At 60.7% G+C, this 20,539-nt stretch carries 16 protein-coding genes; 12 read left to right on the top strand and 4 right to left on the bottom strand.

Features of this window, described 5'->3' with window-relative positions; translation table 11 throughout:
- The first annotated feature begins 57 nt into the window (after positions 1-57).
- Entirely contained in the window at positions 58-1,194 is a 1,137-nt protein-coding gene (locus ACUTSC_RS01355) for an ABC transporter substrate-binding protein (protein ID WP_197767471.1), read from the top strand.
- 159 nt (positions 1,195-1,353) lie between these two features.
- On the top strand, positions 1,354-3,477 hold the full coding sequence (locus ACUTSC_RS01350; RefSeq protein ID WP_197767472.1) for a TonB-dependent siderophore receptor: 2,124 nt from the start codon (positions 1,354-1,356) through the stop codon (positions 3,475-3,477).
- A gap of 27 nt (positions 3,478-3,504) precedes the next feature.
- Here the strand turns inward: ACUTSC_RS01350 and ACUTSC_RS01345 are convergent, their stop codons facing one another.
- Complete coding sequence (locus ACUTSC_RS01345) at positions 3,505-4,401, bottom strand: LysR family transcriptional regulator (RefSeq protein ID WP_445653041.1); 897 nt, start codon at positions 4,399-4,401, stop codon at positions 3,505-3,507.
- A 272-nt stretch (positions 4,402-4,673) separates the two neighbouring features.
- On the opposite strand from ACUTSC_RS01345, the gene ACUTSC_RS01340 reads away from it, so the two are divergent.
- The 8 genes from ACUTSC_RS01340 to ACUTSC_RS01305 all read left to right on the top strand — a co-directional run bounded on the left by ACUTSC_RS01340 (position 4,674) and on the right by ACUTSC_RS01305 (position 15,685).
- Positions 4,674-5,990: an amidohydrolase gene (locus ACUTSC_RS01340; RefSeq protein ID WP_197773745.1), complete on the top strand. Its 1,317-nt coding sequence runs from the start codon at positions 4,674-4,676 to the stop codon at positions 5,988-5,990.
- Positions 5,987-7,438 (top strand): M20 family metallopeptidase, encoded by a 1,452-nt coding sequence (locus ACUTSC_RS01335; RefSeq protein ID WP_445653040.1) that lies wholly within the window; start codon positions 5,987-5,989, stop codon positions 7,436-7,438. Before ACUTSC_RS01340 ends, ACUTSC_RS01335 begins: the two co-directional genes overlap by 4 nt.
- Before the next feature lie 100 nt (positions 7,439-7,538).
- Positions 7,539-9,065, top strand: coding sequence for a p-aminobenzoyl-glutamate transporter (abgT, locus tag ACUTSC_RS01330; protein WP_197773746.1), 1,527 nt, complete (start codon positions 7,539-7,541; stop codon positions 9,063-9,065).
- 179 nt (positions 9,066-9,244) lie between these two features.
- Entirely contained in the window at positions 9,245-10,171 is a 927-nt protein-coding gene (locus tag ACUTSC_RS01325) for an aminoimidazole riboside kinase (protein WP_445653039.1), read from the top strand.
- A 196-nt stretch (positions 10,172-10,367) separates the two neighbouring features.
- Positions 10,368-11,777 carry a carbohydrate porin gene (locus tag ACUTSC_RS01320; protein ID WP_445653178.1) on the top strand — a complete coding sequence of 470 codons (1,410 nt, stop codon included), beginning with the start codon at positions 10,368-10,370 and terminating at the stop codon, positions 11,775-11,777.
- Positions 11,778-11,840: 63 nt separating this feature from the next.
- The gene (locus ACUTSC_RS01315; protein WP_197767478.1) at positions 11,841-13,211 is read left to right on the top strand and encodes a sucrose-specific PTS transporter subunit IIBC; all 1,371 of its coding nucleotides are present in this window, start codon (positions 11,841-11,843) and stop codon (positions 13,209-13,211) included.
- A complete protein-coding gene (locus tag ACUTSC_RS01310) occupies positions 13,211-14,620 on the top strand; it encodes a sucrose-6-phosphate hydrolase (protein ID WP_197767609.1) in 1,410 nt (469 codons plus the stop codon). The genes ACUTSC_RS01315 and ACUTSC_RS01310 overlap by 1 nt, the downstream gene beginning before the upstream one ends.
- A gap of 21 nt (positions 14,621-14,641) precedes the next feature.
- Positions 14,642-15,685, top strand: a complete 1,044-nt coding sequence (locus ACUTSC_RS01305) for a substrate-binding domain-containing protein (RefSeq protein ID WP_197767479.1) — start codon at positions 14,642-14,644, stop codon at positions 15,683-15,685.
- 55 nt (positions 15,686-15,740) lie between these two features.
- Here the strand turns inward: ACUTSC_RS01305 and exbD are convergent, their stop codons facing one another.
- Both exbD and exbB read right to left on the bottom strand, forming a co-directional pair.
- Positions 15,741-16,163, bottom strand: a complete 423-nt coding sequence (gene exbD, locus ACUTSC_RS01300; RefSeq protein WP_004937307.1) for a TonB system transport protein ExbD — start codon at positions 16,161-16,163, stop codon at positions 15,741-15,743.
- Between the two features lie 3 nt (positions 16,164-16,166).
- The gene (gene exbB / locus ACUTSC_RS01295; protein WP_074181144.1) at positions 16,167-17,147 is read right to left on the bottom strand and encodes a tol-pal system-associated acyl-CoA thioesterase; all 981 of its coding nucleotides are present in this window, start codon (positions 17,145-17,147) and stop codon (positions 16,167-16,169) included.
- A 431-nt stretch (positions 17,148-17,578) separates the two neighbouring features.
- Between exbB and metC the strand changes: the two genes are divergently transcribed.
- Positions 17,579-18,775 carry a cystathionine beta-lyase gene (gene metC, locus ACUTSC_RS01290; RefSeq protein ID WP_197767480.1) on the top strand — a complete coding sequence of 399 codons (1,197 nt, stop codon included), beginning with the start codon at positions 17,579-17,581 and terminating at the stop codon, positions 18,773-18,775.
- 145 nt (positions 18,776-18,920) lie between these two features.
- Positions 18,921-19,583, top strand: coding sequence for a DedA family protein (locus tag ACUTSC_RS01285; protein WP_004937300.1), 663 nt, complete (start codon positions 18,921-18,923; stop codon positions 19,581-19,583).
- 10 nt (positions 19,584-19,593) lie between these two features.
- Here the strand turns inward: ACUTSC_RS01285 and ACUTSC_RS01280 are convergent, their stop codons facing one another.
- The gene (locus ACUTSC_RS01280) at positions 19,594-20,514 is read right to left on the bottom strand and encodes a LysR substrate-binding domain-containing protein (RefSeq protein ID WP_197767481.1); all 921 of its coding nucleotides are present in this window, start codon (positions 20,512-20,514) and stop codon (positions 19,594-19,596) included.
- Positions 20,515-20,539 lie beyond the last annotated feature (25 nt).

Below are 20,539 nucleotides of genomic sequence, written 5' to 3'. Positions count from 1 at the left end.
GAAAGGATATCGCTTATCATTGCGTTCTCGTTCTTCGCCGATTACCCAAGGATCTTCATGCCCGCTGTTCTTATCGCCAAAGCCGGCCGTTGGTTGGCCGCCTGTGTGTTGCTGCTGGCCGGCGCCGCTCAAGCCGCGCCGATCGTCGTCACCGATGTCGCCGGCCGCCAGGTCACCCTGCCGCAACCGGCCAAACGCGTTATTCTGGCCGACGCTCGCGCGCTGCTGGCGCTGAATATTCTGCACCCACAGCAGCCGCTGAAAAACATCATCGCCTGGGACAACTCGCTGAAGGTCAAAGCGCCGGACCTGGTTGAAGCCTACGCGAAAAAATTTCCGCAGGTCATGCAAATCCCTACCTTCGACAATCCCTACACCAGTGATTTCAGCGTGGAAAGCGCGGTGGTGCGCCAACCGGATCTGATCATTTTCGACATCGGCCTGCTGAGCAAATTGAAAGACAGCGGCGTACTGACCCAGTTGGAAAAAGTCGGCATCCCGGTGCTGATCATCGATTTTCGCCAGCAGCCGCTGACCAATACCGTCGCCAGCATGACGCTGTTGGGTAAAGTGTTTGACGAGCAGCCCAACGCCGACGCCTTTATCCGTCTCTATCAGCAGCGCCTCGAACTGGTACGGCAGCGGGTCGCCACGCTGAAGCCGGAGCAACGCCCCAGCGTCTTTATCGAGCGCAGCGCCGGCATCAAAGGCGAACAGTGCTGCAACACCTTCGGCAAAGGCAGCTTCGGGCAGTTCATCGATACCGCTGGCGGCAACAATATCGGCAGTAAGCTGTTTTCAGACATGGGCGGTGAAGTGAATGTCGAGCAGGTGATTAGCAGCAACCCGGATTTCTATCTGCTGACCGGCGCCGACTGGAGCCGCGGGCATCGCGGCACGCTGGCGGTGCCGCTGGGTTACACCACCGATATGGCCACCAGCCAAAAGAAACTGGCGCATCTGCTGGATCGCACCGGCATTAACGTGCTGAAAGCGGTGAAAGAAAAACGCGTGATGGCGATTTACCATCAATTTTACGACACGCCGCTCAACTTTATCGCCGTTGAGGCGATCGCCAAATTCCTGCACCCGGCGCTGTTTAAAGATATTGATCCGCAAGCGGATATCGAAATGGTGCACCAGAAATTCACCGCGCTGGATTACAGCGGCGTCTTCTGGCTTACGCCGCAATAACCCCCGCCAGGGCCCGCCAGCCGGGTCCTGTTTCCCGCATTCATTATTTAGTTACCCGCTTAACTATCCCGTAACAATTCTATTTACTTGCCAATAATTATCATTAAGATTGTCTTTTCTAAAAAATACATCCGGGTCTGAAACTCTTAAGGCATTATTATGTCACCTCTTTTTCGGCTTTCCCTGCTGACGGCTTCCATCGCCGTCGCGTTCCCTGTCCTTGCTACTGATAACTCATCTCAAAACGATACCGACACCGTGACCGTCGTCGGCAACTGGCTGGACAACCCTGATACCAGTTCGGTGCTGCTCAACCATCCGGGCGCGCGTTCCATCGTCACCCAGCAGCAGATGCACGAGCAAGGCGACCAGACCATCGCCGATAGCCTGCGCGGCGTGCCCGGCGTGCAGGTGCGCGACAGCAACGGCACCGGCGGCAGCGACATCTCGCTCAACGTCGGTGTGCGCGGCCTGACTTCGCGTCTTTCTCCACGCTCCACCATTCTGATGGACGGCGTCCCGCTGGCGGTCGCGCCTTACGGCCAGCCGCAGCTGTCGATGGCTCCGCTGTCTATCGGTAATCTGCAATCGGTGGACGTGGTGCGCGGCGGCGGCGCAGTCCGCTACGGGCCGCAGAACGTCGGCGGCGTGATCAACTTCGTTACCCGAGACATTCCCAAAACGTTTGGCGGCACCGCCAGCGTACAAACCCAGGGCGCCAGCCACGGCGGCCTGAAGACCCTGACCAGCGCCTCCGTGGGCGGCACCGCAGACAACGGCTTCGGCGCCGAGCTGCTCTATTCCGGCCTGCACGGCCAGGGTTACCGCGACAACAACGACAACACCGACATCGACGATTTCATGCTGAAAACGCGTTATGCGTTTACCGATCGCGACGAACTGTTGGCCAATTTTCACTACTACGACGCCAAAGCCGGCATGCCTGGCGGGCTGAGCACCGCGCAGTACGCGCAGAACCCGTTCCAGTCCACGCGGCCGTGGGACCAGTTCGAAGGCCGCCGCAAGGATATGTCGTTCAAGTACAAACATCAGGAAGACGACAAGCAGTTCGAAGTGTTGACCTACTTCACCGACAGCTACCGCGGCAGCAACATCGAATCGGAAGGCACCGGCAAAAACGCGGGCCAGCGGCGCATGGTCTCCTATCCGCGTCACTATTCAACCTGGGCTATCGAACCAAGCTATTCGCAAGTCTTCCGCTTCTGGGATATGGCGCACGAGATCACCCTCGGTTACCGTTACCTGAATGAAACCATGGATGAAAAGGCGTCGCGTTCGGCCTGGTATAACCCGGCGAATATCGGCTCGACGCCGGACACCCCGGACTATTACCAGCACACCTCCGGCGGCACCGCAGCCAACGCGTTCTATATCGACGACACCATCAACGTCGGCAACTGGACGGTCACGCCGGGCCTGCGTTATGAAAGCATTCGCACCCACGTGGACGATGCCTTCAACAACATCAGCCGCGAGAAAAGCTACAGCGAACCGCTGCCGTCCTTGAACGTGATGTACCACCTGTCCGATGCCTGGAAGCTGTTCGCCAACGCCAACACCTCGTTCGGCAGCATGCAGTATTTCCAACTGACCAAAGGCGGCAACGGCAACCAACCTGCGCCGGGGCTGACGGCGGAAAAAGCGCACACCTATGAATTCGGCACCCGCTACGACGATACCGTGGTCAAAGCCGAAGCCACGCTGTTCTACATCGACTTCGATAACCAACTGCAGTACATCAGTAACGACGTAGGCTGGACCAATATGGGCGCCACCAAGCACAAAGGCATCGAGCTGGCGCTCAGCTACGATCTCAGCGAGCTGAACCGGGCGCTCGACGGCGCCAGCGTCTACACCAGCTATACCTACACCAAAGCCAGCACCGACAAGGGCGACTTCGCCGGTAAAGATCTGCCGTTCTACTCGCGCCAGGTGTATACCGTCGGCACTCGCTACGCCACCGGCAGCTGGGTATGGAATCTGGACGGTTACGCGCAATCCAAACAGCATTCGCCGGGCACCGGGCCGGAGTACGTCACGCAGGAAAGCGCCGATGGTCAGTTCGGCGATATCGCCGGTTACATGGTGTGGAATATGCGCGGGGAATATAATTTCGGGCCGCAGCTATCGAACCTGACGCTGGGCGCCGGGGTGAAAAACCTGTTCGACCAGCGCTACTTTACCCGCTCCAACGACAATAACTTCGGCAAGTACGTCGGCGAACCGCGCACCTTCTTCGTGCAGGGGTCGATCGCTTTCTGATACCGAGGCCCCGGCGGGGCCTCGGTATCACCGACAGCAAAGGCGAAACAGGCGCGCCAGGTGCGCGCCCATCGGCGTCAGGGTGGTGTCCTTGCGTTGGATAAGATAAAACGTCGCTTTCGGCAGACTCTCTTCCAGCTCGAGCGGCACCAAATGCTTGCCCAGAATTGGATCCGAAATCACGTCCACCGACAGAATGCTAACAAAATCGCTCTGCGCCACCAGGCTGGTACAAGCCATAAAGGTCTCGCAGGTCACACTGATAGACGGCGCCATGCCCAAGTCCCCGAACAGATCGTGCAATAGCCGGTAATAACTGCCTTTCGGTGTCGGCATGGTCCAGTCGCAGTGCTGCAGCTGTTTCAGCGAGGTCGCCCGCTCCATCAGATGCCCTTTGCGTACCACCACCCGATACTCTTTTTCCATCAGCCGTTCGTACTGCAACTCGTTGTCGAGGCTGCTGGGGTAGTAGGTATTGACGGTAAAGTCCAGCTCGCCCTGGCGCAGTTCAGGGATCATCGACACCAGCTGCCCCTCGACGATGCGTACCTTCACGTTGGGATACTCACGATGAAACTGCGTGACCACCTGCGGCATCACGGTACGCGCAATGCTGCCACCAACGCCGATATTCACCGTGCCGCCCGCCAACCCCAACCGCTGTTGGATATCTTCCTGCGCCACCCGCAACTCTTCAAGGATCAGGCTGGCATGCTGGAAAAAGTTATCGCCGCAGTCGGTCAATACCACACCCTGGCTACGGCGAATAAACAGCTTGGCGCCAAGCACCTCTTCCAGCTCCTGAATGGCCTTGGTCAGTGCAGGCTGGGAAAGGCGTGAGGTGCGGCTAGCGGCGCGGATGCTGCCCTGGCGGCTAACGTCCACAAATGCACGTAATTGGTGCAATTTTATCGAGGCTGGCATAGGCGAAAGGCGATAACCGTTATTTATCAATAGCAAGATATTGGCATCTTATTTAGCCAGATTCCATTGTGTACATTCGGAAAAAACATAATAAATAACCAAATTCTTATTTCGCTTAATTAAGCGCATTTTCTGCGCCAATAAGCGCCATTCACGGCAGTTAGTAACCAAATATACCTTTTTCTTTGCAATAGCTTCACCGTCTGATTTCAGTTCAGAGCATAACTGCTGCCTGGAGCGATCCAGCGCGCGATAACTTATGAGATATCACTATGACTAATTCGCTTTCGATGTTGGTGGCCGATTTGTACCCGCAATTGCAGGCCTGGCGCCGCGACTTCCATCGCTATGCCGAATCCGGCTGGTTTGAGTTCCGCACCGCCACCCTGGTGGCGGAAGAACTCGATCGGCTGGGTTATCGCCTGCAGTTGGGCCGCGAGGTAATCAAGGCCGAGGCGCGCATGGGACTGCCCTCGTCCGATGAGCTGGAAGCGCAGGAAAAGCGCGCCCGCAATCAGGGGGCGTTGGAAAAATGGTTGCCGCACTTTTCCGGCGGCTTCGCCGGCATCGTCGCAACGCTCGATACCGGCCGCCCCGGCCCAACTATCGCCTACCGCGTGGATATGGACGCCCTCGATCTCAACGAATTGCTGGAACCCGAACACCTGCCGTTCCGTGAAGGCTTCGCCTCTTGCAACAGCGGCATGATGCATGCATGCGGTCATGACGGCCATACCACCATCGGCCTGGGGCTGGCGCACGTCTTCAAAAGCCTGGAGTCCCAACTTAGCGGCACCGTCAAACTGATCTTCCAGCCGGCGGAAGAAGGCACTCGCGGCGCAAAATCGATGGTGGAGGCCGGCGTGGTGGACGACGTCGATTTCTTCACCGCGGTGCATATCGGCACCGGCGTGCCGGCCGGTGAGCTGGTATGCGGCAGCGACAGCTTTATGGCCACCAGCAAGCTGGACGTCACCTTCCGCGGCGTCGCCTCACACGCCGGCGCCAAGCCGGAAGACGGTCGCAACGCTCTGCTGGCAGCGGCGCAGGCTGCGCTGGGGCTTTACGCCATCCCGCGCCACAGCGAAGGCAGCTCGCGCATCAATGTCGGCGTGCTGCAGGCCGGCACCGGCCGCAACGTGATCGCCGATCGGGCGTTTATGAAGGTGGAGACGCGCGGCGCCACCAATGAGATCAACGCGTTCGTCTATCAACAGGCGCTGAACGCCATCGAAGGCGCAGCCAAGATGCACGGCGTCGCCTGCGACATCGCGCTGATGGGCGCTGCGCAGAGCAGCAAACCGACCCAACCGTGGGTGGATTACATCCGTCGCCAGGCACAGCAGATAACCGAGCTGACCTCGGTGGTCGATCGCCGCGAACAGGCTGCGGGTTCAGAGGACGCCACCTACATGATGGAACGGGTGAAATTCCGCGGCGGCCAGGCCTCATACGTCATTTTCGGCACCGAGCTGAGCGCCGGACACCATAACGAGAAATTTGACTTCAACGAGCAGGTGATGGCAGTGGCGGTCAAAACGCTGGCGTCGCTGGCGCTGAACCTGTCGACATTCGGGAGCGGATCATGAGCAACTCAGAACTGCAGGCATTTATCGACGACTACATTGACCAACGTCAGCCTCGCTTCAGCGCGCTGAGCGACGCGATTTGGGACCACCCCGAAACACGCTTCAACGAGACCTATTCCGCCACGTTGCTGGCCGATGCGCTGGAGCAGGAAGGCTTCTCGGTCGAACGCGGCGTGGGCGACATCGAGACGGCGTTTATCGCCAGCTACGGCAGCGGCCACCCGGTCATCGCGTTGCTGGGCGAGTACGACGCGCTGGCCGGGTTGAGCCAGCAGGCGGGCCGCGCCACGCCGCAGCCGCTGGTGGAAAACGGCAACGGCCATGGCTGTGGCCACAACCTGCTGGGCACTGCGGCGCTGGCGGGCGCCTTCGCCGCCAAGGCCTGGATGCAGCAGAACCGGCTGACCGGCACCTTGCGCTTCTACGGCTGCCCGGGCGAAGAAGGCGGCTCCGGCAAAACCTTTATGGTGCGCGAAGGCCTGTTCGACGACGTCGATGCCGCCCTCACCTGGCACCCGGAAGGCTTCAGTGGCATGTTCAATACCAGTACGCTGGCCAACATTCAGGCGGCGTTTCACTTCAAGGGCGTCGCCGCCCATGCCGCCAACTCGCCGCACCTGGGGCGCAGCGCGCTGGACGCGGTAACGCTGATGAATACCGGCGCCAACTTCCTGCGCGAACATATCGTGCAAGAAGCGCGGCTGCACTACGCGGTCACCAACACCGGCGGCAGCTCCCCCAACGTGGTGCAGGCCGACGCCGAGGTGTTGTACCTGATCCGCGCGCCGCAGCTCGACCAGGCGCAGGACATTTACCAACGGGTGATTAACATCGCCAAGGGCGCAGCGCTGATGACTGACACCCGGATGGAAGTGCGCTTCGACAAGGCCTGCTCCAACTATGTGCCGAACCGCAGCCTGGAACGCGCGATGTATCAAAACCTGTGTGATTTCGGTCTGCCCGAGTACAGCGACGCCGAACGCCGCTTCGCCGAGGAAATCCGCCAGACGCTGAGCCGCGACGATCTGCGCAACGCCAAACTCAACATTGCCCGCACCGGCGGCGCAGCCGGGCGCGAGTGGATGCAGCTGTTGGGAGATAAGGTGCTGATGGATGAGGTCGCTCCTTATGTGGAGTCCGATGACCTATTGTACGGCTCTACCGACGTTGGCGACGTGAGCTGGGTGGCGCCGACCGCCCAATGCTTTAGCCCCTGTTTTGCACTCGGCACGCCTTTGCACACCTGGCAACTGGTGGCTCAGGGCCGCACCGCTATCGCCCATAAAGGCATGTGCCTGGCCGGCAAAGTGATGGCGGCGACCGCCATCGATCTGCTGAGCGACAGTGCCCTGCTGGCGCGCTGCCGCAGCGAGTTTGATCGCCGGCGCGCCGAACAGCCGTACCGCTGCCCAATCCCGCAGGGGGTGAAACCCTCCCCATTGAAATAGCATTAACAGACAGGGCCCGGCTCACCGGGCCACGAAGCATAATTATAAATAAATCAAATAATAACAATCACACAACAGAGCAGACACAGAGGGTAAAATCATGAGTGAGGCCACAACGCCAATCAATAAAAGCCCCGGACGCGTTTTTTACTGGGTGGAACGCATCGGCAATAAGATCCCCAATCCGTTTTTACTGTTCGTCTATTTGATCCTGGTGCTTATGCTGGCCACCGCGCTGTTTTCCTGGCTTGATGTGGCGGTAAAAAATCCGGCCACCGGCGAGCTTATCAAGGTGAATAACCTGATGAGCGTAGCGGGCATGCAGTGGATATTTCCCAACATCATCCATAACTTCAGCAGCTTTGCGCCGCTGGGGGCTATTTTGGCGCTGGTGATAGGCGCCGGCCTGGCGGAAAAGGTCGGCCTGCTGCAGGCGCTGATGTACAAAATGGCCTCGCGCGTCAGCGCCCGCTACGCCAGTTATATGGTGCTGTTTATCGCCTTCTTCAGCCATATATCGTCGGACGCCGCCCTGGTGGTGATGCCGCCCCTTGGCGCGCTGATGTTTGTGGCGGTGGGCCGCCACCCGATAGCCGGACTGCTGGCGGCGATCGCCGGCGTCGCCTCCGGCTTTACCGCCAACCTGTTGATCGTCACCACCGACGTATTGCTTTCCGGCATCAGCACCGAAGCGACCAAAGCGGTGGATGGCGCGATTCACGTTAGCGTGATAGACAACTGGTACTTTATGGCCACCTCCGTGGTCGTGCTGACCATCGCCGGCGCGCTGCTCACCGACAAGTTTATCGAGCCCCGGCTGCCGAAATGGCAAGGCAGCGCCGAAGACAAAATCGCCGCGCTGACCCCGCTGCAGAACCGGGGACTGATGATGAGCGGCATTGCCGCGCTGGTGTTTATCGCCATCATCGCCGCTCTGGTGGTGCCAGAGGCTGCGCCGCTGCGTGACCCGAACACCGGTTCGGTGATCCCTTCCCCGTTCATCAAGGGTATAGTGCCGATCATCATCCTGTTCTTCTTCACCGTCGCCATTACCTATGGCGTGGTCACCAAACAGATCCGGCGGCCGGATGACATTCCCCACCACTTGCTCGATCCGATGAAAAGCATGGCGGGTTTTATCGTGATGGTATTTCCGCTGTCGCAGTTCGTGGCGTTCTTTAACTGGAGCAACATGGGCAAGTTTATGGCCGTCGGCCTCACCGATATGCTGGAAGCCGCAGGAATGAGTGGCGCTCCGGCATTTCTCGGCCTGATGTTCCTCTCCGCCTTCCTGTGCATGTTCATCGCCAGCGGCTCGGCGATCTGGTCAATTTTGGCGCCGATCTTCGTGCCGATGTTTATGCTGCTCGGTTTCCATCCGGCGTTCGCCCAGATGATCTTTCGCATCGCCGACTCTGCGGTGCTGCCGCTGGCGCCGATGTCGCCGTTCCTGCCGCTGTTCCTCGGCTTCCTGCAGCGCTACCGCAAAGACGCGCAGCTCGGCACCTATTACGTGCTGATCCTGCCCTATCCTATGGTGTTCTTCAGCGTGTGGATCTTGCTGCTGCTGGTCTGGTATGCGCTTGGATTGCCAATCGGCCCGGGCGTGTATCCGAAACTGGGCTAAACCGCCCCGCTATCTCGCCCCGAGCCGGCTCGCGGGGCGGGTTTACTTCCCCCCGAGCCCAGAAGAAAAATTGATCTTCCTCACCCTCCAAACGTCCCAACGCATTATTTCATTGCCTTGCTAAACCGGTTCTTCTATTTTAGCACCCCATCTGACAAGGACAAAAACAGGGATTAAGCATGATGAATCGCGTATGGGTACTGGGCGACGCCGTGATCGACCTGGTGCCGGAAAATGCCAACGGTTATCTCAAATGCCCCGGCGGCGCACCGGCTAACGTAGCGGTGGGTATCGCCCGGCTCGGTGGCGACAGCGCTTTTATCGGGCGAGTGGGGCAAGACGGCTTCGGCGCCTTTCTGCAGCAGGTGCTGAGCGATGAAGGGGTGGATATCGGCCATATGCGGCCAGACCCCGAACACCACACCTCCACGGTCGTGGTGGATCTCGATCTGCAGGGTGAGCGCTCATTCACGTTTATGGTGCAGCCCAGCGCCGATCTATTTTTGCAGCCCGACGATCTGCCGGCTTTCCAACGGGGGGAATGGTTGCACCTCTGCTCCATCGCGCTCTCGCAGGAGCCCAGCCGCAGTGCGGCCTTCACGGCGATGGAGCGCATTCGGGCGGCCGGTGGCCGGGTCAGTTTCGATCCCAACATCCGCGAAGAGGTCTGGCGCCAGCCGGAAGCGCTGCGCCCCTGCCTGCAAAAGGCGCTGCTGCTGGCGGACGTGGTGAAACTGTCGCGCGAAGAGCTGGCTTTCATCAGCCATCTTGACGATCTGGAGAACGCCATTCGCTGGACGATGCAAACCTATTCGCTGCGCCTGCTGCTGGTGACGCTGGGCGGCGACGGCGTCTATGTGCATGACGGCCAACGGCTGCGTCATTTCCCGGCGGCGCCTGTCGTTCCGGTCGATACCACCGGCGCCGGCGACGCCTTCGTCGCCGGGCTGTTAGCGGCGCTGGCGCGCCTTCACGAATTGCCGCAGGAAGCGCAATGGCCGGCGGTTATCGCCCAGGCGCAGGCCTGCGGCGCGCTGGCCACCACCGCCAAAGGGGCCATGACCGCCCTGCCCCACGCCGACGAGCTGGCGGCTTTCCTGCGTTGATCCTCTGCATCCACGGCGAGCCTCAGGTTCGCCGTGGTCTTTTTGTCCACGATTTGCGCGCTCGATCACAATAGCTGAATCGGGTTAGCTAACTGGGTTGCCAGCTCGCTTCCCTCTCGTTATCTTTCGCCATGAAAAACCGGTTTAGCAATTTAGCAAACAATAATAACAACCCTTACCCGGATGATAGACGATGATGAAAAAACTCAGCTATTTGGCGATAACAACAGGGCTTTTCCTCTCTGCTTCCAGCGCAGCCGCCTCGGGCAGCGGCAGTATCGAGGCACGTCTCAACGCGCTGGAACAACGTCTGGCGCAGGCGGAACGGCGCGCCGCACAGGCTGAAACCCGCGCGACGGCGGCGGAACATCGGGCGCAACAGCTGGAACAACGCACCGCCAACACCGAACGGCAAACCGCGCAGATTGCACAGCATGCCGCCACGCAGGAAACACCGATTGCCAACTCCAGCGTGCTGAAACTGAGCGGATTCAATGACCTGAAGCTGTACGGCGACGTGGAGTTCAACCTGGACGGCGCCAGCCGCAGCGGCCAGCTGACGTCGCTGAAAGGCAGCGACCACAAGGACTGGAAGCCCGGCAACAAAGAACGTTGGGATATCAACGGCCGTATTCTGGTCGGGTTGGACGGCTACCGCCGCAATCAGGACGGCAACTTCTCCGGCTTCAGCGTGCAGCCGCTGGCGGACATGACCGGCAAAATGAACCTGGACGACGCCGCCTTCTTCTTCGGCAATGAAAAGAACTGGCAAACCAAAATCGGCCGCTTTGAAGCCTACGACATGTTCCCGCTGAATCAGGACACCTTCATTCAATACTCCGGCAATACCGCCAACGATCTGTACGCCGACGGCTTCGGCTATATCTACATGATGAAAGAAGGCCGCGGCCGCAGCAGCAGCGGCGGCAACCTGATGTTGAGCAAATACGCCGGTGATGTCTATTTCGAGCTGAACACGCTGGTGGAGGACGGCACTTCGCTGTTCCAGGACAACAGCTACCACGGCAACGCCCTGGATAATAAGAAAAACGTCGCCTATTTGCGCCCGGTGATCGCCTGGAAAAAAGACGCCTTCAGCATCGCGGCGGCAATGGAAAGCAACGTGGTGAATAACGCCTACGGCTATCAGGACGGCCAGGGCCGCTTCGTCGATCAGTCCAAGCGCAACGGCTACGGCATGACGATGAGCTGGAACAACAGCGCCGCCGATCCGGATAACGGCGTGGTGGCCAACCTGAGCACCGCCTATCTGGATGCCTCAGGCGAGCAAGACTTCACCGCCGGCATCAACGTGCTGTGGCGGCGCTTCGAACTGGGTTATATCTATGCTCATAACAATATCAAAGAGTTCAATACCGCCGGGATCGCCGCCGATATCCACAACCCGCTCAGCGAACCGGGCAACTACGACATCCACACCATTCACGCGTCGTATCAGATACCTAACATTATGAATATGAAGAATTTCAATTTGTATTTGGGCGCCTATGTGTCGCTGCTGGAAGCCAACGCCGACAACAAGATAGCCAACGGCGACAGCGATCAACGTTACGGCATGCGCGCCAGATTCAAGTATTTCTTCTGACATCGATTCACGGCGCTGCGCCGCAAACTGCGCGGCGGCATTTTTATTTAGCAAGGGGACAACATGGACATTACCGCAACCGCCAACGCGCTGTTGCCGCTGCTCGGCGGTAAAGAAAACATCGCCAGCGCCGCCCACTGCGCCACGCGCCTGCGCCTGGTGCTGGTGGACGACAGCAAGGTGGACAAAGAGGCCATCGGCAAACTGGACGGCGTCAAAGGCTGCTTCAGCAACGCCGGTCAGATCCAGGTGATCTTCGGCACCGGGCTGGTCAACAAGGTGCATGCGGAATTCATCAAGGCGGCGGGCGTCAGCGAATCCAGCAAAGCCGAAGCCGCCGATATCGCGGCGAAAAAGCTCAACCCGCTGCAGCGTATCGCCCGCCTGCTGTCGAACATCTTCGTGCCCATCATCCCGGCGATCGTCGCTTCCGGCCTGTTGATGGGGCTGCTCGGCATGGTGAAAACCTACGGCTGGGCCGATGCCAACAGCGCGCTGTTCATCATGCTGGATATGTTCAGCTCGGCGGCGTTCATTATCCTGCCGATTCTGATCGGCTTCACCGCCGCACGCGAATTCGGCGGCAATCCCTACCTGGGCGCCACGCTCGGCGGAATTTTGACGCATCCGGCGCTGACCAACGCCTGGGGCGTCGCCGGAGGGTTCCACACCATGAACTTCTTCGGTCTGGAGATCGCCATGATCGGCTATCAGGGCACCGTGTTCCCGGTGCTGCTGACGGTGTGGTTCATGAGCGTGCTGGAAAAGCGGCTACGCAAGGTGATCCCCAACGCGCTCGATCTGATCCTGACGCCGTTCCTGACGGTGGTGATCTCAGGCTTTGTCGCTCTGCTGTTTATCGGCCCCGCCGGCCGCGCGCTGGGCGACGGCATCTCCTTCGTGCTCAGCACGCTGATTGCCCATGCGGGGTGGTTCGCCGGGCTGCTGTTCGGCGGCCTCTATTCCGCTATCGTCATCACCGGCATTCACCACAGTTTCCATGCGGTAGAGGCCGGGCTGCTCGGCAACCCCAATATCGGCGTCAACTTCCTGCTGCCGATCTGGTCGATGGCCAACATCGCGCAGGGCGGCGCCTGCCTGGCGGTGTATTTCAAAACCCGCGACGCCAAAATCAAAGCCATCGCGGTGCCTTCGGCCTTTTCCGCCATGCTCGGCATCACCGAGGCGGCGCTGTTCGGCATCAACCTGCGCTTCGTGAAGCCTTTCCTGGCGGCGCTGGCGGGCGGCGCGCTCGGCGGCGCCTGGGTGGTGGCCAACCACGTCGGCATGAACGCGGTCGGGCTAACGGCGATCCCTGGCATGGCGATCGTGCAGGCCAGTTCGCTGGTCAGCTATATCATCGGCCTGGCGATTGCTTTTGGCAGCGCCTTCGCGCTCTCCCTGCTGCTGAAATATAAAACGGACGCGCAATGATGGAAGAACTCAGCTTAATCAAACAGGCGCTGCGGGCAGTCATGAACGGCCAGCCACTCGCGCTGCGCGATCCGCACCGCCCGGCCTGGCATCTGGCGCCCAGCGTTGGCCTGCTGAACGATCCCAACGGCTTTATCCAGCACAATGGCGTTTATCACCTGTTCTATCAGTGGAACCCGCTGGGCTGCGATCATCGCAACAAGTGCTGGGGACACTGGCAGTCGATCGATTTAGTGCGTTGGGAACATCAGCCGCTCGCCCTGGCGCCCGGCGCCTGTTACGACAGCCACGGCTGTTACTCCGGCTCGGCGGTGGTGGCGGAAGACAAAATCACGCTGATCTACACCGGCAACGTGAAATACCCCGACGGTTCACGCACCGCTTACCAATGCCTGGCTCAGGCAAGCGATCGGGGCGAATACCGCAAACTCGGGCCTGTGCTGCCGCTGCCGGAGGGCTACAGCGGCCACGTACGCGATCCGAAAGTGTGGCGTCATCAGGATGCCTGGTACATGGTGCTCGGCGCGCGTGACTTGCAGGATCGCGGCAAGGTGCTGCTGCTGCGTTCCAGCGATCTGCGCGACTGGCAAGCGCTGGGAGAGATCGCCGGTTCCGGCCTGAACGACCTGGGCGAATTCGGCTACATGTGGGAGTGCCCGGATCTGTTCTCGCTGGACGGCGGCGACGTGTTGATCTGCTGCCCACAGGGGCTGGCGCCGCAGGCGGAACGCTATCTCAACCGTTATCAGGCCGGCTATCTGCTCGGCAAGCTGGATTACCGGCAGGCGGCCTTCAGCCACGGCGAATTTCGCGAGCTGGACGCCGGCTTCGAGTTCTACGCGCCCCAGACGACGCTGGCGGAAGATGGCCGCCGCCTGCTGTTCGGCTGGATGGGCGTGCCCGAGCAAGATGAAGAAGCCCATCCGACGCGCCGTTACGGCTGGATCCACACCATGACCTGCCCACGCGAGCTGTCACTGCGGCATGGCCGCCTCCACCAACGCCCGGCGCGCGAGCTGCAACAGCTGCGCGGCGAGCGAGGAGACTGGCAAGGCCGCGCCGATGACGCCCCCACCTATGCGCTGGGGGCCGCGGAGCTGCAAATATCGCCGCAGGGTGCGTTCAGCGCCGCTTTTGGCGACGCCATGACGCTGAACTGGGACGGCGAGCAGCTGCGGCTGACGCGAGCCTCTCTGGCCGACGGCCGGCCGGAGCACCGTTACTGGCGCGGCCCGGTCACGCATCTGCAGCTGCTGTTCGATCGTTCCAGCGTGGAAATCTTCATCAACCACGGCGAGGCGGTGATGAGCGCGCGCTACTTCCCGGCGGGTGAACCGCAACTGCGGCTGAACGGGAGCGCGCCGCTGGCGTTGGAATACTGGCCGCTGACGCCATGCATGCTAGAATGACGCATCCTCCGATGACTTCAGATGGCGTCAGTGAAAAAAAATAAACGCATTACCATCAGTGACATCGCCACGCTGGCCGGGGTGTCGAAATCGACCGCCAGCCTGGTGCTGAACGGCCGCAGCAAGGAATACCGGGTGTCCGACGACACCCGCGATCGCATTCTGGCGCTGGCGCACGAACACCATTATCAGCCCAGCATCCACGCCCGCTCTTTGCGCTCCAACCGCAGCCACACGCTGGGGCTGGTGGTGCCGGAGATGACCAACTACGGCTTTGCGGTGATCTCGCGCGAGCTGGAAACGCTGTGCCGCGAAGCCGGTCTGCAGCTGTTGATCGCCTGCACCGATGAAAACCCGGCGCAGGAGATGATGGCGGTGAACAGTCTGGTGCAGCGGCAGGTCGACGGCCTGATCGTCGCCTCCAGCCAGCTGAACGACGCGGAATACCAGAAGATCAACGCCGGGCTGCCGGTGGTGCAGATGGACCGTCTGATCGCCGGTTCCGAACTGCCGCTGGTGATCACCGACTCGGTTAATGCGACCGCCGACCTGGTGGAAAAGGTCGCGCGCCAACATCCGGATGAGATCTATTTTCTCGGCGGGCAGCCGCGCATTTCACCGACCCGCGATCGGCTGGCCGGCTTCCAGCTTGGCCTGGAGCGCGCCGGCGTGACGTGCAAACCGGAATGGATCATCAACGGCAGCTACCACCCCAGCTCAGGTTACGAGATGTTCGCTCAGCTGTGCGCACAGCTGGGGCGTCCGCCCAAAGCGCTGTTTACCGCCGCCTGCGGCCTGTTGGAAGGGGTATTGCGTTATCTGACGCAGCATCAGCTGATGGAGAGCGACATCCACCTGTGCAGCTTCGACGATCACTACCTGTTCGATTGCATGACGCTGAAGATAGACACGGTCGCTCAGGACTGCCGGGCGCTGGCGCAACATAGCTTCAGCCAGGTCACCGCGCTCATCGACGAGCGGCCGCTGGAACAGCATGCGCTTTATCTGCCGGGCCGCATCCACTGGCGCCATGCCGGTTCCCGGGCGTTGTTGTCCGGGGAGTGATGTCTCTGAATCAATAAAAAAGGGCGCCTGAGCGCCCTTTATCGTGTTGCTGCCGCTACTTGGCGGCGCCTTCCATGCCCACCAGCCCCACTTTCAGGTAACCGGCTTTACGCAGGGTGTCCATCACGCTCATCAGCGTTTCATAGTCCACGCTCTTGTCCGCCTGGAAGAAGATGGTGGTTTCTTTGTTCGCCTGAGTGCGTTGATCCAGCACCGAAGTCAGCTGATCGGCATTCACCGGCTGATCGCCAACGTAGAGCTGCTTGTCGGCCTTCACCGACAGGAACACCGGTTTCTCCGGCCGCGGCTGCGGTTTGGCGGAAGAAGCCGGCAGATCGACGCGAATATCTACCGTTGCCAACGGCGCGGCCACCATAAAGATGATCAACAGCACCAACATGACGTCGATAAACGGCGTCACGTTGATTTCATGCAGTTCGCCGCTGTCGTCCAGATCTTCATTTAAGCGCATCGCCATGACTCACCCCGCCCGCAGTTGGTGTGCGTGCTGTGAGCGCTTGGCTTCCGCCGTTGCGGCCAGATCCAGATCGCGGCCCTGCAGCAGCAAGACCTGCGCTGCCACGTCGCCTACCTGGGCGCGATGGCCGCTGATGACGCGGGCGAAGATGTTGTAGATAACGACTGCTGGGATCGCCGCCACCAGGCCCATCGCAGTCGCCAGCAGCGCCTCTGCGATGCCCGGCGCCACGACCGCCAGGTTGGTGGTCTGCGAATGGGCGATGCCGATAAAGCTGTTCATGATGCCCCAGACGGTACCGAACAGGCCGACGAACGGCGAGATGGCGCCGATGGTGGCCAGGAAGCCGTTGCCGCGGCCCATGTTGCGGCTGTAGGCCGCCACGCGGCGCTCGAGGCGGAAACCGGTGCGTTCCTTGATGCCGTTGTTGTCGTTGGATTCCGCAGACAGCTCCAGCTCATTTTGCGCATCGTTCAGCAGTACCGCACTGACGCTCTCCGGGGAGAAGTTTTGCGCCAGTTCGGAAGCCTCATCCAGCGAGCGCGCTTCGGCCAGCGCCAACTGCTCGCGGCGCAGACGACGTTTGGCACGCAGCAGTTCGCTGCCTTTGGCGAACAGAATGGTCCAGGTCACGATAGACGCCAGCACCAGGCCGATCATCACCGCTTTCACCACCGCGTCGGCGTGCTGGTACATACCCCAAATGGACAGGTCCATGCCGCGGGTTTCCGGTGGCTGGATCGTCGGTGCCGGGTTCACCGGCGTGATGCTCTCCGGCGCGGCGGCTGCAGCAGGTGCAGGCGCGGTGGTCGGCGCAACGCTTTCGGTAACGGCCGGATTGGCCGCCGGCGCTGCCTGCGCGCTGCCGGCCAGCCCCACAACCAGCACCATAGAAGCCATCAGGCTGCGGCCAAAGGCCTTGCCCCACTGCGCCCGGCCCTGGCCGAACGATCCTTGATTTAAATTCTTGCCAGCCGTTTTCACGCTGTGCCTCCACCCATTACCGATCAAAATTAAGGAATAATTCAGCGTGCGATCATATCAAACCAACCGGGGATTGATAGTAGTTCTCATTATTATTTACCAAATAAACGAGAAAATTTTAGCCAACCCCGCCGCAAAGCGCCAATCCGCGCCCGTTCACCGCCAAACGCCCCTTTTATAGGGTTATTTCGTTACTTTTCTCCCACAACGACGCAACAACGCCACGCTGCCGAACGGCGTCTTGACCGAGGAATGGGCTTCTCTCTCGCACCAGGGCAGAAGGATGAGGCGAGAAAGGCGCGCCTGGCAGCCAATAATAGCCGTTTCTGTATCTGGAAGTTAAAACGTCTGGATGGCTATATTAACTCATGCTAACGTAAGGGCTATCGCAAACGGGCACGTGCAGAGCAACCAAAGGTGAGCCAGGTACCATGACGTCAAAACACATCGAAACCACGCTGATCGGCGCCGGCCGCGGCAAACGCTACACCCAGGGCTCCGTCAATCCCGTCACGCAACGCGCCTCTTCTTTGGTCTTCGACTCCGTCGCCGCCAAAAAGCACGCCACCGCGCAACGCGCCCACGGCGAGCTGTTTTACGGCCGACGCGGCACGCTGACCCACTTCGCCCTGCAGGATGCGATGGTGGAACTGGAGGGCGGCGCCGGCTGCGTGCTGTACCCTTGCGGCGCAGCGGCGGTGGCCAATGCGATCCTGTCGTTCGTCGGCGCCGGCGATCACCTGCTGGTCACCGGTTCGGCGTACGAACCGACCCAGGATTTCTGCTCCCACATCCTCGGCCGCATGAACGTCAGCACCACCTATTTCGATCCGCTGATCGGCGCCGACATCGCCAATCTTATCCAGCCCAATACCCGCGTGGTGTTCCTGGAATCCCCCGGCTCCATCACCCTGGAAGTGCAGGACATTCCGGCGATGGTGCAGGCCATTCGCGCCGTGGCGCCGGAGGTGGTGATCATGATCGACAATACCTGGGCGGCGGGCGTGCTGTTCAAGGCGTTGGATTTCGACATCGACATTTCTATTCAGGCCGGCACCAAATACCTGATTGGCCATTCCGATTACATGCTCGGCACCGCCGTCGCCAACGCGCGCTGTTGGGATCAACTGCGCGAGTACTCCTATCTGATGGGGCAGATGGTGGATGCCGACACCGCCTATATGGCGAGCCGCGGCCTGCGCACCCTGAGCGTGCGCCTGAAGCAGCACGAGCGCAGCAGCATTGAGGTCGCCAACTGGCTGGCCGAACGGCCGGAGGTGGCGACGGTCAATCACCCGGCCCTGCCCAGCTGCAAGGGCCACGAGTTCTACCGCCGCGACTTCAGCGGCTGCAACGGGCTGTTCTCTTTCGTGCTGAAAGAGCGGCTGGACGATGCGCAGCTGGCCGCCTACCTGGACAACTTCAGCCACTTCAGCATGGCCTACTCCTGGGGCGGCTTCGAGTCGCTGATCCTGGCCAACCAGCCGGAAGAGCTGGAAGCGATCCGTCCGGCGGGCGGCGTCGATTTTTCCGGCACGCTGGTGCGTGTGCACATCGGCCTGGAGAACGTCGAAGACCTGATCGCCGATCTGGCTGCCGGCTTCGATCGCCTCAACGGCGTGCGCTAAGGCGGATTCCGGTAATTTTCTTCGTCTCGTTTAATGTCGGCTTAAGCTATTAGCGGTACACTAACCGGGTAACTGTCAGATACGGTAACCGCCGCATCCTGGAGAACGTGACCCCGGGCGCAACCGGCATGCAACAGGACATAAAATGGATGTATTACGAGAGATTATTCATGCGCTTTGGCAGCAGGACTTTATCGCCCTTGCCGATCCCAGCGTAATTTGGGTGGTTTACGCCGTACTTTTCACCACCCTGTTTTTGGAAAACGGACTGCTGCCCGCCTCCTTCCTCCCCGGCGACAGCCTGCTGCTGCTGTCGGGCGCACTGATCGCCAAAGGCGTGATGGGCTTTGCCCCCACCCTGCTGATTCTGACCGCCGCCGCCGGCCTCGGTTGCTGGCTTAGCTATATCCAGGGCCGCTGGCTGGGCCACACCGGCCTGGTGAAGAGCTGGCTGCTGCAGCTGCCGGCACAGTACCACCAGCGCGCGCACAACCTGTTCAACCGCCACGGGCTGACGGCGCTGCTGATCGGCCGTTTCCTCGGCTTCGTACGCACCCTGCTGCCGACCATGGCCGGCATTTCCGGGCTCAACAGCTCGCGCTTCCAGGTGTTCAACTGGCTGAGCGCGGCGATCTGGGTCTGCGCGCTGGTGGGCCTCGGCTACGCTTTCAGCCAAATCCCGCTTGTGAAGCGCTACGAAAGCCAGGTGATGACCGGCCTGATGCTGCTGCCGCTGCTGCTGCTGTTCGTCGGCCTGCTGGGCGCCATGCTGGTGATCTGGCGTAAAAAGCGCGCCGCCTCCTCCTGAGCCAGGCGCACTACAGCGCCTTCTCGACCAACGCCAGGCTGGCAGGCAGTTTGCTCACCAGCGTATCCACCGCCAGCCGCACCTTCAGCGGCAGGTGAGGCGTGTGCGGCCACACCGCATGCGCGTCAAAGGCGGCACCCGGCCGGTCGCGCAGCAAGCGCACCAGCGCCCCGCTCAACAGCTGCTCACGCACCAGCCAGCACGGCAGCCAGGCAATGCCGAACCCCGCCGTCGCCGCATCCGCAATCGCCTGCAGATCGTCCATTTGCAGCCGGTTATTCGGCATCACGTCCTGCGGCTTGCCGTCGCTATCCAATACCAACCAGCTGCGCCGCGCACCGGCGCGCATATAGGTCACCGCCTCATGCTGGGCCAATTGCTCGATGCTGCGCGGTTCGCCGCACCGCTGCAGATAGGCCGGCGAGGCGCACAGCGTCATGCGGTGATCGCCGATGCGGCGCGCCACCAGCCCGCCGCTGTTGGCCAACGTGCCGTTGCGGATCGCCATATCGAAGCCGTCCTCAATCAGATCCACCACCCGATCGCTGAACGACAGCTCCAGCTCCAGGCCAGGGTGCTCGCGCGTCAGCTCGGTCAGCAGCGGCGCAATGCACATGCGGCCAAACAGCACCGGCATCGATACTCGCAGCCGACCGCTGACCTGTCGCTTGCCCGACTCCAGCAACGTTTCCGCACCGCGGATCTCCTCCAGCGCCCGCAGGCAGCGTTCATAGAACAACGCGCCGTCGTCGGTCAGGCTCTGGCTGCGGGTGGTGCGATGAAACAGCCGCACGCCCAGCCGCTGTTCCAGCCGGGCGATGGTTTTCCCCACCGCCGAACGCGACAGGTGCAGCCGACTGGCCGCCAATGCAAAACTGCCCGCCTCCACGGCGGTGACAAATACCGAAATGCCGCTCAACCGATCGCTCATAGTTTGTCGCCCTGAAAGAAACAAT

The organism is Serratia sp. TSA_105.2, from assembly GCF_052692115.1.
This window is presented reverse-complemented; position numbering and strand designations above follow the sequence as displayed.